Raw genomic sequence first — 20479 nt, forward strand, 5'->3', positions numbered from 1 at the left:
TCCTTCCTCCTAAAATAGTGCTGAATCTGGTTCAATTCGACGAACAACTAAATTCGCAATTAATAACAAACATGCCCCAACGACAGATTGATATAACGCTGCAGCTGCCGTCATGCCTACATCACCAGTAGCCGTTAAGCCATTGTAAATATAGGTATCTAACACACTTGTCACGTTGTAAAGCGCACCTGAGTTTCTTGGTACGATGTAGAACAAACCAAAGTCTGCTCTGAAGATACCGCCGATGTTTAAAATTAATAAAACAGACATCATTGGTAAAATTTGTGGAATCGTAACATTTTTTATTTGTTGCCATTTGTTGGCACCATCTACCATCGCTGCTTCATAGTATGTCGGATCAATCCCCATCACAGAAGCATAGTAGATAATACTGTTGTAGCCTAGACTCTTCCAAACATTTAGGAAGACAAAAATTACTGGCCACCAACGTGGATCTGCATACCAGTTAATCATTGTGCCGCCATTACCAGTAATCCATTGATTCAAAATCCCTTTATCCGGACTTAAAAAGGCATAAACAAAATAGTTAATAACCATCCAAGATAAGAAATATGGTAGCAATGACATCGTGTGATAAACTTTAACCAAGCGACGATTTCTTAATTCACTCATAATAATAGCAAAAGCAATCGCGAAGAATAAGTTAAAGGCTAAAAAGACGACATTGTACAAAATGGTGTTTCTAGTAATTAACCAAGCATCTTTTGATGCAAATAAAAATTTAAAGTTTTCAAAACCAACCCAAGGACTTTCTCTTAAACTAGCTAAGAAACCATCTGGCGAAATATGAAAATCTTTAAATGCGACCACATTAGCTAAGACTGGTATATAGAAGAAAAATATAAACCAGATAAATCCTGGTAACGCCATAAGGACTAAGGCCTTATAACGCCATACATTTTGAAAAAACCCGTTTTTCTTCTTCATTCGTTTCGCTCCTTTCATAAATATAATAGCGTTTTCATAATAGCTTTTTAAGGAACAAATTATAGGATTTGAGAAACAAATTATAGATTTTGTGTCATTTTAAGGTGAAAATTTGCCGAATAGACTTTTCTTTGTGAAAACGTTTATCTGATATTTTTTTAACAACTGCTTAAGAACCTTAAAAATAATTGGATAAATCTCACTCATAAAGCGGTTTCGCTAGTGCGTATTTGTTGTATAAAAGCTGAGAACTTGTTATTTTCACAAAGGATATTATCTAATTATTTTTGAGGAGGACTATTTTTGAATTTTATCCGTAAAAACACTAGAGCAATTATTTTAATTGTGGTTTATTTTTTCACAGTTTTAATGCAAGCTGGTTCTTTATTATTATTAGCTATTTCACTACTATTTAATAATAATTTAGTAGAATCATCTTTTGCAAATCTCGTAACAGGCTTGACTATTACTGCTATTGTGGGAATAGTTTTATTTTGGAAAGAAATTGTTGCAGGGTTCGACTATTTTAAAGAAGAGACCCTTTGGCGTATTTTTAGCATTTTCTTATGGGTGGGACTGATTTTTTTAGTCGATGTCATTATTCAAAAAATAATGAGTAATTATCAAAGCGGTAATCAACAAGAAGTTCTTTCATTCGGTAATCAAGTGCCTTTATTGGTTATTTTATTCTTTTTAGCGATATTAGGGCCAATTGTCGAAGAACTAGTTTTCCGACAAGTGCTAATGAATTGTTTATCAGAGACAATCGGTATAGCCTTCGCAACCGTGATTTCAATTTCCCTGTTCACCTTTATGCATATACAACAGCCTCTTGATTTTCTCGTTTATCTGCCTGGAGCTATTTTATTATCTGCGGCTTATTTAAAATCAAATCGCTCGATTGTATTTGTCATGGCTATTCATATTATTAATAATATGTTGGGTTTCTTGTTATAAATCAAAAAGAGTTGGAGACATAGGTCATTTTGACTTATGTTTCCAACTCTTAAATTTTCAGCTAATTAGTCGCTCTAAAGCAATCGATTTTGTTTACTCCTCTTTTTCTTTGTTTTTCTTTATAACATAGAGAATTAATACAATTAAGATCAGTCCTACACCCAGATACGCAAATATTTTTTGGACTTTTTCTCCTGTTTTTGGTAAATAGGATGTTTTAGACGTTTCTTTCTTGTTTATGGCAATTTCATTTTTACTATTTTTTGTAGGTTTATTCTTGTCTGTAACAACTTTTTTTGTTTCCTTTTTATTTTCCGCTGGTTCTTCGGGTGTAATGGGCACCTCTGGTTCTTCGGGCGGATTGACTGTGTCATCTACTTTGGCTTTGTTAAGAATTGTTTCGCCCGCTTTGGCTTCTTCGTTAACAATTACTTTGAAACGAATACTCCGTTCTTTCGTATCCGTGATACTTGGGTATTCCGCTGTAATTGTGCCGTTGGTCTCTTTCAAGCTGGTTGGCTTGGGTTCATCACCGACACTTGTCAGGCTATCTTTGACATATGTCAGTCCTTTTGGTAGTTGGTCTGTGATAACCACTTTGTTTAAGACGCCGTTTTCGACAGTGTTGCGGAAGCTGATGGTGTATTCGATTTCTTCCCCTAGTTTTGGTTTGGCGGTATTAACAGTTTTTGTAGCGGTTAATTTCCCTGCTTTCGCTTCTGGCACCACCGGCACCTCTGGTTCTTCGGGCGGATTGACTGTGTCATCTACTTTGGCTTTGTTGAGAATTGTTTCACCTGCCTTAGCTTTTTCGTTGACGATTACTTTGAAGCGAATACTCCGCTCTTTCGTATCCGTGATACTTGGGTATTCCGCTGTGATTGTGCCGTTGGTTTCTGTCAAGCTGGTTGGCTTGGGTTCATCACCGACACTTGTTAGGCTATCTTTGACATACGTCAGTCCTTTTGGTAGTTGGTCTGTGATAACTACTTTGTTTAAGACGCCATTTTCGATGGTGTTGCGGAAGCTGATGGTGTATTCGATTTCTTCCCCTAGTTTTGGTTTGGCGGTATTAACGGTTTTTGTTGCGGTTAGTTTCCCTGCTTTTACTCGAGGTGTGATTGGTTCTTCGGGTGTAATGGGCACCTCTGGTTCTTCGGGCGGATTGATGCCATCGTCTACTTTGGCTTTGTTGAGAATGGTTTCGCCCGCTTTGGCTTCTTCGTTAACAATTACTTTGAAACGAATACTCCGTTCTTTCGTATCGTTGATACTTGGGTATTCCGCTGTGATTGTGCCGTTGGTTTCTGTCAAGTTAGTTGGCTTGGGTTCATCACCGACACTTGTCAGACTATCTTTGACATATGTCAGTCCTTTTGGTAGTTGGTCTGTGATAACCACTTTGTTTAAGACACCGTTTTCGACAGTGTTGCGGAAGCTGATGGTGTATTCGATTTCTTCCCCTAGTTTTGGTTTAGCGTTATTAACGGTTTTTGTTGCGGTTAGTTTCCCTGCTTTTACTCGAGGTGTGATTGGTTCTTCGGGTGTAATGGGCACCTCTGGTTCTTCGGGTGGATTGACTGTGTCATCTACTTTGGCTTTGTTAAGAATTACTTCACCGGCCTTAGCTTTTTCGTTCACGATTACTTTGAAGCGAATACTCCGCTCTTTCGTATCCGTGATACTTGGGTATTCCGCTGTGATTGTGCCGTTGGTTTCTGTCAAGCTGGCTGGCTTGGGTTCATCACCGACACTTGTCAGGCTATCTTTGACATATGTCAGTCCTTTTGGTAGTTGGTCTGTGATAACTACTTTGTTTAAGACGCCATTTTCGATGGTGTTGCGGAAGCTGATGGTGTATTCGATTTCTTCCCCTAGTTTTGGTTTGGCGGTATTAACGGTTTTTGTAGCGGTTAATTTGCCTGCTTTCGCTTCTGGCACCACCGGCACCTCTGGTTCTTCGGGCGGATTGACTGTGTCATCTACTTTGGCTTTGTTAAGAATTGTTTCGCCTGCCTTAGCTTCTTCATTGACGATCACTTTGAAGCGAATACTCCGTTCTTTCGTATCCGTGATACTTGGGTATTCCGCTGTGATTGTGCCGTTGGTTTCTGTCAAGTTAGTTGGCTTGGGTTCATCACCGACACTTTTCAGGCTATCTTTGACATACGTCAGTCCTTTTGGTAGTTGGTCTGTGATAACCACTTTGTTTAAGATGCCGTTTTCGACAGTGTTGCGGAAGCTGATGGTGTATTCGATTTCTTCCCCTAGTTTCGGTTTGGCGGTATTAACGGTTTTTGTAGCGGTTAGTTTGCCTGCTTTCGCTTCTGGCACCACCGGCACCTCTGGTTCTTCGGGCGGATTGACTGTGTCATCTACTTTGGCTTTGTTAAGAATTGTTTCGCCTGCCTTAGCTTCTTCATTGACGATCACTTTGAAGCGAATACTCCGCTCTTTCGTATCCGTGATACTTGGGTATTCCGCTGTGATTGTGCCGTTGGTTTCTGTCAAGCTGGTTGGCTTGGGTTCATCACCGACACTTGTCAGGCTATCTTTGACATACGTCAGTCCTTTTGGTAGTTGGTCTGTGATAACCACTTTGTTTAAGATGCCGTTTTCGACAGTGTTGCGGAAGCTGATGGTGTATTCGATTTCTCCCCCTAGTTTCGGTTTGGCGGTATTAACGGTTTTTGTAGCGGTTAGTTTGCCTGCTTTCGCTTCTGGCACCACCGGCACCTCTGGTTCTTCGGGCGGATTGACTGTGTCATCTACTTTGGCTTTGTTAAGAATTGTTTCGCCTGCCTTAGCTTCTTCATTGACGATCACTTTGAAGCGAATACTCCGTTCTTTCGTATCCGTGATACTTGGGTATTCCGCTGTGATTGTGCCGTTGGTTTCTGTCAAGTTAGTTGGCTCGGGTTCATCACCGACACTTTTCAGGCTATCTTTGACATACGTCAGTCCTTTTGGTAGTTGGTCTGTGATAACCACTTTGTTTAAGATGCCGTTTTCGACAGTGTTGCGGAAGCTGATGGTGTATTCGATTTCTTCCCCTAGTTTCGGTTTGGTGGTATTAACGGTTTTTGTAGCGGTTAGTTTGCCTGCTTTCGCTTCTGGCACCACCGGCACCTCTGGTTCTTCAGGCGGATTGACTGTGTCATCTACTTTGGCTTTGTTAAGAATTGTTTCGCCTGCCTTAGCTTCTTCATTGACGATCACTTTGAAGCGAATACTCCGCTCTTTCGTATCCGTGATACTTGGGTATTCCGCTGTGATTGTGCCGTTGGTTTCTGTCAAGCTGGCTGGCTTGGGTTCATCACCGACACTTGTCAGGCTATCTTTGACATACGTCAGTCCTTTTGGTAGTTGGTCTGTGATAACCACTTTGTTTAAGACACCATTTTCGACAGTGTTGCGGAAGCTGATGGTGTATTCGATTTCTTCCCCTAGTTTTGGTTTGGCGGTATTAACGGTTTTTGTAGCGGTTAGTTTGCCAGTTACTTCTTCGTCTGCAATTTTTGCTTCTACTATATTAGAAGTTTCGTTGATTTTTGCAGATGTTAAAATATCTACTGCCTCAATGGTTGCGCTATTAGGCACTAATTCATTTGCTTTTGCTCGTTCATTTATCTGAGCTTTAAATTCGTAAATTGTTTCTGCTGTATCAGCTTTGTAGCTACCTCCTTGTGTAGCAGTTGCACCATTACCGACACGGACTATAATTTCTTTATTGGTTTCATCATATTCAGCTTGATCATCGCCTGAAGCATCCGTTTTTTCACCAGAATTTGGTCCACTAATAATTTTTAAAGAGCCTGGCACATAATTTAAGCGAGTATCTAGTGCATCCTTCGAGACTGAATTTATCGCTTCTGAATCAGCTTTTGTATTTTTTAGTGAGACACGGTACGTGATCGTTTCACCAACTTTGTAAGTTTCTTTTGGTTCCACAATTTCTTTCTTAATTTCAAATTCAGGCGTTTCTGCGTTTACAGCAAAACCAATCGCATTCGTAGAATAATCGTCACCACTACTTGTTGTTCTAAAATTAATTTGGTTTTGTCCAGCATTTAAAACACCTTCGGGAATTGCCATACGATCGATATCAATATCTAAAAAATTAGGATAATCTGGTGCAAATTTCCCTGGATATTTGTCTACCATATGTTCATCGTTATCTGTCACAGTTGCGTTCATAGCATTATTAACTGGGTTGAGCGTGTTCGAAATATTTACCCAAGTTCCTGCGCTATTTTTAATCTGTGCGTTGTCTCCAGTCCAGTATTTATCTCCTTGAACAGTAAACCAGGTCACAATTGGATCAAGCTTTCCTTGTTTTGCTGTTAAAAAGTTGCTCATAGTAAATTCATTATTGGTTCCAGCAGCATTGCCACGTGCTCCATAGTAAATACTAAAAGCTCTTGATTTACTTGCCTGATCCTTCGTAACAACAAATAAACTCCAACCACTAAAGTTATAATATTGATATTGACCATTTAAACTACTTGTCATAGGAATATCTGCTAACGTATAACTTCCGGTCGCACTTTTATCTCCTTGTAAAATTGAAGTTACATCTGCATAATTAGAAAATCCAGTATTATTGTAACCGAAACGTTGTCCTGGGTTTGTTGCATCTTGATCGATACGATGGTACCTTTGGGGCGAAACGCGCTGTACAGTTCCATTTGGTGTTGTAAATTGTACTGGTGCACTAATTTCTTCATCAGAAAGATTCGTTCCGTAAGCAGGACCTTTATATCTAGACGCACTCCAAAATAAGCCCGCCCAAGCAATCTCTTTTGCACCATTTAAATCGATATAAGCCCGACTAGAGTTATACGTATTTGGATCATTGTCAACATCTGCAAATTCTAAAGGAAAATTGTTAATTGCATAACCACTACTTGCTCCTCGTGTGTTTAAAAACGTCTGAGCAGCTGCCGTATTTTCATTCGCAATTTTTAGATTAGTATTTCCCGTTGAAAAAAGTTCTCCTCTATGAACACTTTGATAAATTGGTGTATCAAAGCCCCGTCCAGGTGTTGGTGGTACTAATGGCCCAGTGGGTTGTGCCTTTAACGGAGATTGCTCAGCACTTTCGGTATCCTCTGTTGGTGCTGTCTCTTGGATTCTTTCTGTCGCCTTTCCTGCTTCAGGCTTTGTTTCGTTGCTATTAGTTGAGGTCTTTTCATTTGTAGAAGAAACTGTTTCGCTTACTTGATTTTCTACTTTTGTTTCAGAAGTTTCCTGTTTTTCCTTCGATACTAATTCTTTGTCTGCTAATATATCTTTAGTGAGTAAATCAACTGCTAGCGTTCCTTTTTCACTATCATTTACTAGTACGCTCACTAATAACTTGCTTGTCGTTTTTGTCGTTATTTGCCCATTTATGGTAATCTTTCTTGTTGTATTTGGTTGAAGGTTAGGAATCATAATATCAGTTGTTTGATCTTCCTCATTTGTTTCAACTTTTACTTGCTCTTCTAGAGCCGTAGGTCCTCTCTCTTCACTTAAAGTATCTAATACAAATTTGATTGGACTATCATTGTTATTTTTTTGCTTTAAAATGATGTTTTTGATTGGTACATCTTGTATATTCATAATCTCATAAGTAATAGTTTTAGAATCTTCTTTAGTTGATGTATCTTTTACTTTTCCTGTTACTTTAAGTCCTTCTTTTTCAACTGTATTGCTAGTATCATCTGTTACTTCTTGAGCAAACGCACTCATCATTGGTAACAAATTTAAAATAAATAGCAATATGATCATTAGATAGCTGACAAAATTTTTAACTGCTTTATTCATTTACATTCTCCTTCGTTCTTTTTATTTAATTAAAAAAATAATCTTCAAGCAACTTTTACAATTACTAATTAGTTCTTAATATCCACCTCCATGAAATACTTTTTCAACCTTCAATTTTTTATTTATTTAGCTACAACAACTTTTTTAAACGTACAATTTTCCGTTTCTCCTTATAACCAAAAAGTAACATATTTTATTATCTAAAAAAAGAAAAAAGACCGATATTTCAACAAAATATCAAAAATTAAATAACATATTTTATGTCAAGCAAATATATTGACTTTCACTAAAAAGCACAAGTATAGACAAGTTCTAACTTCAAAAGCAATTTTTTTATTGTTTTCCCTTTAATAACATTCGTTCTAAATTGTTTTAAAAACTAAAACTTTTTTCATGTAATTTTCATTACATTTACCAAAAAAAGAAACTAACTTGGCTACATTTGCCATTGCTAGTTCCTTTTTTTGTTTAAATTGTTTTACTTTTCCTCTAAAATTTCAATCCAACCACAATAATATTCAATATATTGATTATCCTCTTCTAGTTGTGTCAAGATATGTTCTCCGACAACAACGCCTGTTTCAAATCCTTCTTTTGCTAAACGCTTCTTTACTTCTTCGATATTATTCAAACGGGTATCTTGCGTATTGACTTTTAAAATAAAGCCTTTGTATTGGCTACTTGATTCTTTGTGCCAAATCACTTTGTCTAAACTTTTTTTATTCACATGGTTCGCCAAACAAATCCCATATGTCAGTTCATTTGATTTACTTAAATCCCCATAGATTCCTAAAGTTGAAATATGTTCCATGTAAACCTTCATCTCTTCTGGATTCTCAATATCGACAACAACAATTTTATCAAAAGGAATTGGTTCATCTGAAAAAACCAATGTTTCTAAATCAATTAACGCATGTAAATGTAACTTTCTTTTTTTGATTTCTTGGTATTTATGTTGAAGCCTTTTTATTTCCTGTCCCAGTTGTTCTTCTGTTGCTTCCATTGTGGCATAAAGATCGGTAGGTGTCTTTTTATATAAATTCAACATATCCTTAATAGGAATCCCCATTTTTCGATAAAAATCAATATCATATATTTTAAATAAATCTTCTAAATCAAAGGTTCGATACCCGTTTTCTTCATTGCGTGTTGTACTAATCAACCCTTGTTCGTCCCAATAACGAATCGTGGACTTGGGGATATTTAACAACTCAGAGACATCTTTTATTGTGTAATTTTTTTCCATCCTATTCCCTCCATCAAAAAGTTTAGCATTTCTACTGTTGACATTCAAGTTACTTGAACGTGTACAATGACTCCTTGTAACAGCTAAAACGGAAGTGTTTAAGGAGGAAGTTTCATGAAATTAATGAAAGAATTTATTAAAGAAAATAAATGGATTGTTCTTGCAACAACTTTAAGCATCTGTTTGCAAATTGCAGGAACCCTTGGCGTCCCTAAATTAGTTGGCAAGTTGATTGACGTGGGCATCGTTAGTGGTGATCAACAAGTGATTAAAGCGATTGGCTTACAAATGTTACTTGTGGCATTCATTGGAACAATTGCTGCAATTATTTCTAGCTATTTGTCTGCTTTAGTAGCTGCTAAATTCGGTTTTCAAGTTAGAGGATTGTTCTTTAAAAAATTTCAACAATTCTCGATGAAAAATGTTGATAAATTTGGTTCAAATTCTTTGCTAACTAGAATGACCAACGATGTAGACAATGTTCAAACAATGATTGTGTTGTTTTGCCAATTAATCTTTCCAGCACCTATTATTAGTTTGTTTGCCTTAGTGATGACATTTTCTTATTCAATCTCATTAGCTTGGGTAACATTGGCTTCAATCGTATTTTATTCAGTCGTCGTTTATTTCTTAATGAAAAAAGGCACCCCTTTATCTTTAAAAATCCAACCAAAAATGGATCGAATTACTACGACTTTACGAGAGTTCTTTACTGGAATTAATATGATTCGTGCATTCAATAATCAAGACTTTGAAGAGCAGCGAACCAATCAAACATTTAAAAATTACGCTGAACGCATGAGTAAAGTGAATCAAATCTTTGCTTGGATTACTCCCGTTGCCTTTTTATTAATGGGCATTGTGTACGCCTCTATTTTATGGTTTGGCGGTAATTTAGTTGCGGTAGGCACCCTACAAATTGGTACCGTTACAGCTGTTATTGAATATACGCTTCTAACTTTGGCCTACTTAATGATCGCAGCTATGGTATTAGTTGTCATTCCACGGTCCGTTGCTTCCTTGAATCGATTGCAGGAAGTTTTGTCAGAAGAAATTGAAATTAGCGATCCTCTTACTGAAGCAACCATTACTTATCATCCTGAGAAAGCCTTGATTCGCTTCGATCAAGTCACGTTTAAATACACAGAAACAGCTGATCCTGTTTTAGAAAATGTTAGTTTTGTCATCCCTAAAGGAAAAACAACGGCGATTGTTGGTGCAACTGGCGCTGGTAAAAGTACTTTAGTTAAGTTACTTTTACGAATAAACGATGTCACAGCTGGCACGATTAGCTATTCTGGCACAGATATCCGCTCATTGTCTCAGCAAACGATTCGCCAAGTCATCAGTTATGTGCCACAAAAAGCCTTTCTTTTCAGTGGGACAATCTTATCAAACTTATTAATGGGAAACGCTGAAGCAACTCCAGAAGAAATAAAAGCGGCCCTAGAAATTTCTCAATCTTCTGAGTTCATCGATTCCTTACCACAAGGGATTGAAAGTTTCGTAGCACAAGGTGGCTCCAACTATTCTGGTGGTCAAAAACAAAGAATGTGTATTGCGCGAGCCTTAATCAAACCGGCAGACGTTTATATTTTCGATGACAGCTTTTCCGCATTAGATTACAAAACTGATGCCGCTCTACGTGCCGCTTTACATGCACAAATGTCGGACAAAACTTTACTCATTGTTGCTCAACGGTTAAGTACCATCATGAATGCGGACAATATTATCGTCCTAGATGAAGGAAGAATTGTTGGTCAAGGTATTCACGCTGATTTACTGGCCACTAATAGCTATTACCAAGACTTTGCTAAATCGCAAGGTATCTTACCCAAATAACTAAAGAAAGGATGTGACTGCTTGAAAGGAAGCTTTCTTTTCAAGCCATACAATGAAAAACACAATGAATCTTCAAAGCTTTAAACGTTTCTGGAAAATGATTAAACCTGAGCATCCAATCTTTTATGGTCTAATGATCTGCAGTTTAGTTGGAAACTTATTAATTGTTGCCATGACCTTTATTATGGCAATCGGGATTGATAATCTCTTGGAAACTATCAAACGTGTCGGCCTCAAAGGCATGACGCTTCCTTTAGTTGAGCAAGCGCTCTTAGGTCCTGTCTTGCTTTTAATTCTCTTTTCAATCATAAGTAGTATCGCTTCTTTTATTCAGGAACGAGCAATGGCTTCCTTAAGCGAACGGGTTACTTTAAGAATTAGAAAAGAAGTGACAAAAAAGTTTAAAACTTTACCAATGGCTTTCTTTGACAGTCATCAAGTGGGCGATATCATTAGTCGCTCGACAAGCGGTTTAAACCAATTGTCGCAAGTTCTATTAACAGGAATCAACCAATTTTTCACTTCCGTTGTGACTATCCTTTCTGCCGGCATTATGTTATTTTATATTGATGCAAAATTAACCATTTTAGTCTTACTCCTAATTGGCGGCAGTACCTTCATTACAACAAAAATTGCGAATAAAAATAAGGTATTTGCTGATCAAAGTCAAGCTGAATTGGGTCAATTAAATAATAAAATGGAAGAATATTTAGCAGGAAATTTAGTCACAAAAACCTTTAACCAACAGCAAAATGCTGAAAAAACAATTGGTGCCGTTAATCAACAACATTATCGTGCCTTTAAAAAAGCACAGTTTCTAAATTTTGCGATTTATCCAGCCATTCGTTTTATCAATCAGTTGGCTTTTATCATTAGTGCTATTTTAGGCGCAATGCTCGTTTTATCTGGTGGTATCACGATTGGTTTCTTGCAAGCGTATTTGCAATATATCAACCAAATTTCTGAGCCGATTTCTACCGCTTCTTATGTCATTAACTCAATTCAAGCAGCAATGGCTTCCATTGATCGGATTTTTGTTATCTTAGATGAAGCTGATGAACAGCCAGAAGCGACTCATTTAGAAACTATTTCTTCTCCTAAAGGAGCCATTGAATTTAAAAATGTGCAATTTGGCTATACACCAGAGAAAATTTTAATGAAGAATGTTGATTTTTCCGTTCAACCGAAAAAAACAGTAGCCATTGTGGGACCAACTGGCGCTGGTAAAACAACATTAGTTAACTTATTAATGCGTTTCTATGAAATAAATCATGGAACCATTACTTTTGATGGGATTGATATTACGAAACTTTCTCGACAAAATCTAAGAAATTTATTTGGCATGGTTTTACAAAACACTTGGTTATTTGAAGGAACTGTAGCAGATAATATTGCCTATGGCAAAAAGGACGCTTCTCGTGAAGAAATAATTGAAGCGGCTAAAATTGCCCAATGTGATCATTTTATTCGGACTCTACCTCAAGGATATGACACAATCATTTCTAGTGAAAATGGCGCATTATCACAAGGGCAACAACAGTTATTAACCATCGCCCGAATCATTTTAGCAAATCCTCCTGTTGTTATTCTAGATGAAGCAACTTCGAGTGTGGACACACGAACAGAAGCTCATATTCAAAAAGCTATGGAAACTGTCACAGAAAATCGAACAAGCTTCGTCATTGCTCATCGATTATCCACTATTGAAAATGCTGATTTAATTTTAGTGATGAAAAATGGCGATATTATTGAAAAAGGAACGCATCAGGAACTATTACAAGCTCCGACTCTTTACGCCAGCTTATATAATAGTCAATTTCAAACCACTTAAAAAGAACTGGAACGAGTCATTCTTCTTTTGACTCGTTCCAGTTCTTTTATTGCTTAGAAGTATTGAATTCCCATTGCTTTTTTGACTTCCGTTAAGGTTTGTGCTGCCACTTTTTCAGCAGCAAGACTCCCTTTATGCAACATTTCCATAATTGCTTCTGGATTTTTAGCTAGCTCTTCACGACGTCGACGAATCGGTGCAAGTTCTTCTTCTAAGACCTCAATTAAGTAACGTTTAATTTTCACATCACCTAAACCACCATGACGATAGTGTTTTTTTAATTCTTCAATATATTCTTTATCTTTCCCAAAAACATCCAAGTAAGTAAAGACCATATTTCCTTCAACTTGTCCTGGGTCCTCTACACGAATATGATTTGGATCGGTGTACATACTCATTACTTTTTTCTGGACCACTTCAGCTGGATCTGAAAGATAAATACCATTGCCTAAAGACTTGCTCATTTTTCCATTGCCGTCAATTCCTGGCAAGCGTCCCATACCTTTTGGTGGTAAAACTGCTTCCGGTCTAACTAAAACTTCACCGTAGGTCTGATTAAAACTATGCACAATTTCTTGCGCTTGCTCCAACATTGGTTTTTGATCTTCCCCAACTGGGACTAAACTCGCTTGAAAGGCAGTAATATCAGCAGCTTGTGAAACGGGATAAATAAAAAATCCTGTCGGAACACCTTCGCCAAATTTTTTTTGCTCAATTTCTGCTTTGACCGTTGGATTCCGCCGAACACGTGATGTGGTCACTAAATTTAAATAGTACATCGTTAATTCAGCTAACTGTGGAATTTGCGATTGGATAAAAATTGTTGTTTTCGTAGGATCTAAACCAACTGCTAAATAGTCCAAAGCAACTTCTAAAACATTGGCTGAAACTTTTTCAGGATTTTTTGCATTATCTGTTAATGCTTGTAAATCTGCAATCATGACAAATAATTGATTTGTAGGGTCTGCTTGCATTTCTACTCGTTTTTTTAAAGAACCTACGTAATGTCCTAAGTGCAATTTACCAGTTGGACGATCACCTGTTAAGATAGTATTCATTGTCTACACACCTTTATCATTTTTAAGTAGTTTAGAAAAACAAGACAACAAAAAAGGTTGTCTTGTTTTTCTGTTTATTTTTTCTGATCATCTTCATCCATTTTCAGAACCGCCATAAAGGCTTCTTGAGGAACTTCCACGGACCCAATTTGTTTCATCCGTTTCTTCCCTTCTTTTTGTTTCTCTAACAATTTACGTTTACGAGAAACATCGCCACCATAGCATTTAGCCAGTACGTTTTTGCGTAAGGCTTTAATATCTGAACGAGCCACAATTTTTTGACCTATCGCCGCTTGAACTGGGACTTCAAACTGTTGACGTGGAATTAGTTTTTTCAGTTTCTCAACAATCGCTTTCCCACGCTCAAATGCGAAATCTCGGTGAACAATAAAGCTTAACGCATCCACTTTTTCAGCATTTAATAGAATATCCATTTTCACTAGACGGCTGGTACGATAGCCAGCCATTTCGTAATCTAAGGATGCATAGCCTTTTGTACTTGATTTCAATTTATCGAAAAAGTCAAACACGATTTCAGATAACGGAATTTCATAAACTACGTTTACACGATAATCATCTAAGTAATCCATTGTAATGAATTCGCCACGTTTACGTTGTGATAATTCCATTACTGCTCCTACATAATCGTTTGGCACCATGATTTGTGCTTTAACATAAGGTTCTTCCACAGATTCAATCGTTACTGGTTCTGGAAATTCAGCTGGGTTATCAACAACGACGGTTGTCCCATCGGTTTTATTAACATGATAAATTACAGACGGTGCTGTTGTAATTAACTCTAAATTGAATTCTCGTTCCAAACGTTCTTGAACAACATCCATGTGCAGCAAACCTAAGAAACCACAACGGAAACCAAACCCTAAAGCTTGTGATGTTTCCGGTTCAAATTGTAACGCCGCATCATTTAATTGTAATTTTTCTAATGCTTCCCGTAAATCATTGTAGCGCGATGTATCAATTGGATATAAGCCACAATATACCATTGGATTCATTTTGCGATAGCCTGGTAGTGCTTCTGCTGCTGGATTGTCGGCCAAAGTCACTGTATCCCCGACCCGTGTATCTTGAACCGTTTTAATGCTAGCGGTGATATAACCCACATCACCAACCATTAAATAATCACGAGCGATTGGTTTCGGTGAAAAAACGCCGACTTCTGTTACATCAAACGTTTTACCATTACTCATCATTTGGATTTTATCCCCAGGACGAACGACACCGTCAATTACACGAATATTTAAAACGACCCCCCGATAACTATCGTAAATAGAGTCAAAAATCAAAGCCTTTAAAGGAGCCTCAATATCGCCTGATGGAGCTGGTACATACTCCACCACTTGTTCTAAAATATCTTCAATCCCAATCCCTGCTTTTGCACTTGCTAAAACAGCTTCCGATGCATCAATTCCAATTACGTCTTCAATCTCTGTCCGAACACGCTCGGGATCAGCGGCGGGTAAGTCAATCTTATTAATAACAGGTAAAATTTCTAAGTCATTATCCAATGCCAAATAGACATTTGCTAGCGTTTGCGCTTCAATTCCTTGCGCCGCATCAACAACTAGAACAGCCCCTTCACAAGCTGCCAAGCTACGAGAAACTTCGTAGGTGAAATCGACGTGCCCTGGTGTGTCAATCAAATGGAAAGTATAGGTTTCACCATCTTTGGCTGTATAGTTTAATTCAATTGCGTTTAATTTGATGGTAATGCCGCGTTCTCTCTCTAAATCCATTGAATCAAGTAATTGATCTTGCATTTCTCGACTGCTAACTGTATTTGTTTTTTCCAAAATCCGGTCGGCTAAAGTTGACTTCCCATGGTCAATGTGGGCAATGATCGAGAAATTACGAATTTTCTCTTGTCTTGCTTTCATTTCTTTACTGTTCATTTTTTGCCTCATTTCTTTTAAGAAAAGCTAGCTCCCTGCTAGCTTCATCAATCAATTGTTATATTTTAGTTGCCTTTTTTATCAAATTATCATGTTTAAAGGTCTAGGATAATCAGCACTTTTCATTATACCAATTTTTGAAGAAGATTTAAAGCACTTCCCTTTTATTCTTTTGGTATCGAAAGGCTGACAGAGTTTCGAAAAATTTGGTATACTAAAAACAGTAAATTTATTGGAGATGGAAAAATGGATGAACAAGAATTTCGCAAGCAACTGACCTTAAAGCCTGTTGAGGAAGAACACATTGATCAATTTAATGAACTTCTTTCCTATGTTTTTCAAGTGACTGAAGCAGATATTGAAGAAAGTGGTTTTGAAAACAAACGCGCATTTATCAAATCAAAACAACCGATTTTAGAACTTTCAAAAGTATTTGGCTGGTTTCACGAAAATCAATTAATTTCACAAATTGCTATCTATCCATGCGAAGTCAATATCCATGGTGCTTTGTATAAAATGGGCGGCGTTACTGGTGTCGGTACCTATCCTGAATATGCCAACCACGGTTTAATGAAAGATTTGATTCAAACGGCATTAGAAGAAATGCGCCAAGATAAACAGTGGATTTCTTATCTTTTCCCTTACAACATTCCTTATTACCGACGTAAAGGTTGGGAAATCATGTCTGACAAGTTATCTTTTAAAATTCGGGATACGCAATTACCAAAAACCGTTCCCGTTCCAGGAATGATTGAACGGTTAGCAGTCGATCACCCGGATGTCTTTGATGTCTATGCACGATTCGCTCGTCAAAATCACGGCGCGCTCATTCGTAGTGCCTTCAACTGGGAAGAATATTGGCGTTTCGAAAACGAGGAAGAACGGACTGCTGCTGTCTATTATGGTGCCAATCAAGAACCTTTAGGAGTACTTTTCTATTGGGTGGCCGATGAGGTGTTCCATATTAAGGAAATGTTTTACTTAAACCAAGAAGCCCGAAATGGCTTGTGGAATTTTATTACTGCGCATTTTTCGATGGTTTATTGGGTCAAGGGCGATATCTATAAAAACGAACCATTAGCCTTTCTTTTAGAAGATAGTCAAATTAAAGAAAGCATTGAGCCCTATTATATGGCTCGAATTGTTGATGTCAAAGCCTTTTTAGAAAATTTTCCTTTTGAAAGTACGGCTAAGCCATTCCATTTTGTCGTTAAAGATCCTGTCGCTGAGTGGAATAATGGTATTTTTGGCTTAATTTGGGATGAAAATGATCAAGTAACCATTACGGATGAACCTCTAGGCACCTCCGTTCACTTAGATATTCAAACACTAACTTGTTTAGTCATGAATTACCGACGCCCTTCGTACTTACATCGAATTGAGCGCATTGATACAGATAAAGAAACTTTAAATTCTTTGGAACGGATTTTTCCTGACCAAGAAGCTTATTTCAGTGATTATTTCTAAACCCTTGGATTGGAGACAGACAAATGACAAAAATTTATTTTGCAGGACCTTTATTTTCGCAAGCTGACTTACGTTATAATGCCTATTTAGTCGAACAAATTCGACAATTGGATAAAACAATCGATCTTTATTTACCACAAGAAAATGCGGCGATTAACGACAAATCTGCTTATGCCGATAGTAAAATGATCGCCTTAGCAGATACAGAAAACGTCCTTACTAGCGATTTATTGGTTGCTTTATTAGACGGCCCAACCATTGATGTGGGCGTAGCTTCCGAAATTGGCGTTGCTTATGCCAAAGGAATTCCAGTGGTTGCCCTTTACACAGACAGCCGCCAACAAGGTGCTGATAATCACCAAAAGCTTGATGCTTTGAACGAAGTCGCTGAAAATCAGTTCCATTATTTAAATCTTTACACAGTTGGTTTGATTAAATTGAATGGGCGGGTAGTTTCTTCAGAAGAGGACTTGTTGGAAGAAATTAAGCAACGATTGTCATAATAAAAAAGAACGAGCGCATGCGCTCGTTCTTTTTTATACTTCTTCTATTGGTTCATTTTCAAAAACTAATTGATTGTCTAATAGACTAATCGTGACTTTTGTTTTTGGCATTACTCGACCAGAAACAATTTCTTTTGCTAATGGTGTTTCGACTTCACTAGTAATGAAACGTTTTAATGGACGAGCCCCATAAGCTGGTTCATACCCATTTTCAGCAATCCATGTTTTAGCTTCATCAGTGATTTCCAATACAATTTCTTGTTGCTCTAAACGATGAGCAAGTTGTGCGGTCATTTTACCAATGATTCCTTTCACATTATCCAAGCTTAATGGTGTGAATAAAATGGTATCATCAATTCTGTTTAAGAACTCTGGTTTAAAGTGTCCTTTTAGAATATTCATGACTTGATTTTCAACTTCTTCTGGAATTGTTCCTTCAGGTGTCACACCTTCCAATAAAAGCTGAGAACCGATGTTACTTGTCATAATTAAAACTGTATTTTTAAAGTCGACGACCCGACCTTTAGAATCTGTTAAACGACCATCATCTAAAACTTGTAATAAGATATTAAAGACATCTGGGTGCGCTTTTTCAATTTCGTCTAATAAGACAATTGTATATGGATTTCGACGAACAGCTTCCGTTAACTGGCCACCTTCTTCATAACCAACATAGCCTGGAGGGGCACCCACCAAACGAGATACGGCATGTTTCTCCATGTATTCACTCATATCAATCCGTACCATATGATCTTCAGAATCAAACAAATCTTCAGCTAAAGCTTTAGCAAGTTCTGTTTTACCAACGCCAGTTGGTCCTAAGAAAAGGAACGAACCAAGTGGGCGATTTGGATCTTGTAAGCCTGCTCTTGAACGAATCACCGCATCACTAACAGCATCCACAGCTTCATCTTGACCAATCACACGTTTGTGTAATGTTTCATTCAGTTTCATTAATTTTTCTCGTTCGCCTTCAACTAATTTTGTCACAGGAATGCCGGTTAAACGACCGACCACTTGCGCAATTTCGTTTTCAGTAACCGATTCTTGTACCATTTTGACGTTATCTTTGGCGTTCTTTTCTTCCAATTCTTTCAATTCATGTTCTAATTGCGGAATTGTTCCATGACGTAAAACAGCAGCTCGTTCTAAATCATAATTATTTTCAGCATCTTCTAATTCATGTTTTGCTTTATCAATCTCTGCACGTTTGTTGGAAACCGCATTAACTTCTTCTTTTTCCGTTTCCCATTGCATTTTCATTGAGTTGGCTTCTTCACGCAAATCTGCTAATTCTTCTTGCAAATTGGCTAACCGTTTTTTACTTGCGTCATCCGATTCTTTTTTCAAGGCCGCTTCTTCAATTTCTAGTTGCATTAACCGACGTGTTACTTGATCGAGTTCTGTTGGCATCGAATTCATTTCCACTCGAATCGTTGCGCTTGCTTCATCGACTAAATCAATCGCTTTATCTGGTAAGAAACGATCAGTAATATAGCGATCGGATAAAGTAGCAGCAGCAACTAAAGCATTGTCATGAATATTCACGCCGTGGTGAATTTCAAACCGTTCTTTTAAGCCACGCAAAATAGAAATTGTATCTTCTACTGTTGGTTCTTTGACTAATACTTTTTGGAAACGACGCTCTAAGGCTTTATCTTTTTCCATATATTGGCGATATTCATCAAGCGTTGTGGCACCAATTAAATGCAATTCACCACGTGCTAGCATCGGTTTTAATAAATTCCCGGCGTCCATACTGCCTTCTGTTTTACCAGCTCCGACGATGTTATGAATTTCATCAATGAATAAAATGATTTTGCCATCACTTTTTTTCACTTCTTTTAAAACAGCTTTTAACCGTTCTTCAAATTCGCCACGAAATTTTGCTCCCGCAATTAAAGCGCCCATATCTAAAGAAAAAATAGTTTTATCTTTTAAATTTTCAGGAACATCTTTACGAACGATTCGTTGTGCTAATCCTTCAACAATCGCTGTTTTACCAACACCTGGTTCACCAATTAAGACTGGATTATTTTTAGTTTTTCTTGATAAAATCCGAATAACGTCACGAATTTCTTCGTCACGACCAATAATTGGATCTTGTTTTCCTGCTTTTACTTGTTGTACTAAGTCGACACCGTATTTCTCTAGTGCTTTATATTGTTCTTCCTGGTTTTGAGAAGTCACACGATCTCCTCCTCTCATCTCTTCAATATTTTTTCTTAACTCTTTTTCAGTAATGCCTTGTTGCATTAAATATTTTGTTAAACGATAATTTTTCAATTTCATTAAAGCTAAAAGTACAATTTCGGTTGATAAAAATTCATCTTGAAATTCTTCTCGAAGTGAATCAGCTTCTTGCAATAAATGGAACAAATTTTGACTTAAATTTTGACCATATTGCACATTACCGCCCGCCACACTTGGATATTCATCTAACGCGTTATCTACTTCTCGTTCAAATGCGTCAACATCTAAACCAGCATCAGTGTAAAAATTACGCCCAAAATGGTTTGGTTGAAGAAAAATTTTCCATAAATGTGCGATATCAATTTCTTGATGTTGCCGTGTCACCGCAACTTTTTGAGCTTCAGCAATCGCCTCTTGTAGCGTGGTTGTCATTTTTTCAATATTCATAAACGATCCCTCCCGTTTATTGTTTTGTCTTTTTTATTTTAACATTCTTTACAATTATTATTATCCGACTTTTGATGGATTTCTTCAAAAGTTAAGGTATTCGTAAACCTTATAAATTTATTATACTCCATTGGTCAGCAAAGGTCAATAAATAAATTGACCTTTTTTGACCTTTTTGATAAAAAAAACCTAAAACAGTTAAATATCACTGTTTTAGGGCTTTTTTCGCAATAACACCTGGTTTGACCAACTCTTTATTGCATTGATTT

The 20479-nt window shown here is 37.3% G+C and carries 11 protein-coding genes; 5 read left to right on the forward strand and 6 right to left on the reverse strand.

Features of this window, described 5'->3' with window-relative positions:
• Nucleotides 1-9 precede the first annotated feature (9 nt).
• The gene (locus IGL49_RS08310) at nucleotides 10-966 is read right to left on the reverse strand and encodes an ABC transporter permease (RefSeq protein WP_164982847.1); all 957 of its coding nucleotides are present in this window, start codon (nucleotides 964-966) and stop codon (nucleotides 10-12) included.
• A gap of 351 nt (nucleotides 967-1317) precedes the next feature.
• Between IGL49_RS08310 and IGL49_RS08315 the strand changes: the two genes are divergently transcribed.
• On the forward strand, nucleotides 1318-1905 hold the full coding sequence (locus IGL49_RS08315; protein ID WP_104853763.1) for a CPBP family intramembrane glutamic endopeptidase: 588 nt from the start codon (nucleotides 1318-1320) through the stop codon (nucleotides 1903-1905).
• A gap of 93 nt (nucleotides 1906-1998) precedes the next feature.
• Here IGL49_RS08315 and IGL49_RS08320 read toward each other — a convergent pair whose 3' ends face one another.
• Nucleotides 1999-7713, reverse strand: coding sequence for an isopeptide-forming domain-containing fimbrial protein (locus IGL49_RS08320; RefSeq protein ID WP_202585442.1), 5715 nt, complete (start codon nucleotides 7711-7713; stop codon nucleotides 1999-2001).
• A gap of 478 nt (nucleotides 7714-8191) precedes the next feature.
• Nucleotides 8192-9007, reverse strand: coding sequence for a MerR family transcriptional regulator (locus IGL49_RS08325; protein ID WP_164982986.1), 816 nt, complete (start codon nucleotides 9005-9007; stop codon nucleotides 8192-8194).
• A gap of 66 nt (nucleotides 9008-9073) precedes the next feature.
• Between IGL49_RS08325 and IGL49_RS08330 the strand changes: the two genes are divergently transcribed.
• Together IGL49_RS08330 and IGL49_RS08335 are read left to right on the forward strand one after the other, a co-directional pair.
• A complete protein-coding gene (locus tag IGL49_RS08330) occupies nucleotides 9074-10801 on the forward strand; it encodes an ABC transporter ATP-binding protein (RefSeq protein ID WP_104854747.1) in 1728 nt (575 codons plus the stop codon).
• Nucleotides 10802-10853: 52 nt separating this feature from the next.
• Nucleotides 10854-12632: an ABC transporter ATP-binding protein gene (locus IGL49_RS08335; RefSeq protein ID WP_104854748.1), complete on the forward strand. Its 1779-nt coding sequence runs from the start codon at nucleotides 10854-10856 to the stop codon at nucleotides 12630-12632.
• A 53-nt stretch (nucleotides 12633-12685) separates the two neighbouring features.
• On the opposite strand, the gene trpS is transcribed toward IGL49_RS08335, so the two are convergent.
• Complete coding sequence (gene trpS, locus IGL49_RS08340) at nucleotides 12686-13690, reverse strand: tryptophan--tRNA ligase (RefSeq protein WP_104854749.1); 1005 nt, start codon at nucleotides 13688-13690, stop codon at nucleotides 12686-12688.
• Between the two features lie 74 nt (nucleotides 13691-13764).
• A complete protein-coding gene (gene lepA, locus IGL49_RS08345) occupies nucleotides 13765-15600 on the reverse strand; it encodes a translation elongation factor 4 (protein WP_010730009.1) in 1836 nt (611 codons plus the stop codon).
• A gap of 246 nt (nucleotides 15601-15846) precedes the next feature.
• Between lepA and IGL49_RS08350 the strand changes: the two genes are divergently transcribed.
• Together IGL49_RS08350 and IGL49_RS08355 are read left to right on the forward strand one after the other, a co-directional pair.
• Nucleotides 15847-17067, forward strand: a complete 1221-nt coding sequence (locus tag IGL49_RS08350) for a GNAT family N-acetyltransferase (protein WP_104854750.1) — start codon at nucleotides 15847-15849, stop codon at nucleotides 17065-17067.
• Between the two features lie 23 nt (nucleotides 17068-17090).
• Nucleotides 17091-17570, forward strand: coding sequence for a nucleoside 2-deoxyribosyltransferase (locus IGL49_RS08355; protein ID WP_104854751.1), 480 nt, complete (start codon nucleotides 17091-17093; stop codon nucleotides 17568-17570).
• A 33-nt stretch (nucleotides 17571-17603) separates the two neighbouring features.
• On the opposite strand, the gene clpB is transcribed toward IGL49_RS08355, so the two are convergent.
• Nucleotides 17604-20210: an ATP-dependent chaperone ClpB gene (clpB, locus tag IGL49_RS08360; protein WP_104854752.1), complete on the reverse strand. Its 2607-nt coding sequence runs from the start codon at nucleotides 20208-20210 to the stop codon at nucleotides 17604-17606.
• Nucleotides 20211-20479 lie beyond the last annotated feature (269 nt).

The sequence above is a fragment of the Enterococcus sp. DIV1337a genome (assembly GCF_051712285.1).
Classification (GTDB): Bacteria; Bacillota; Bacilli; order Lactobacillales; family Enterococcaceae; genus Enterococcus; species Enterococcus faecalis.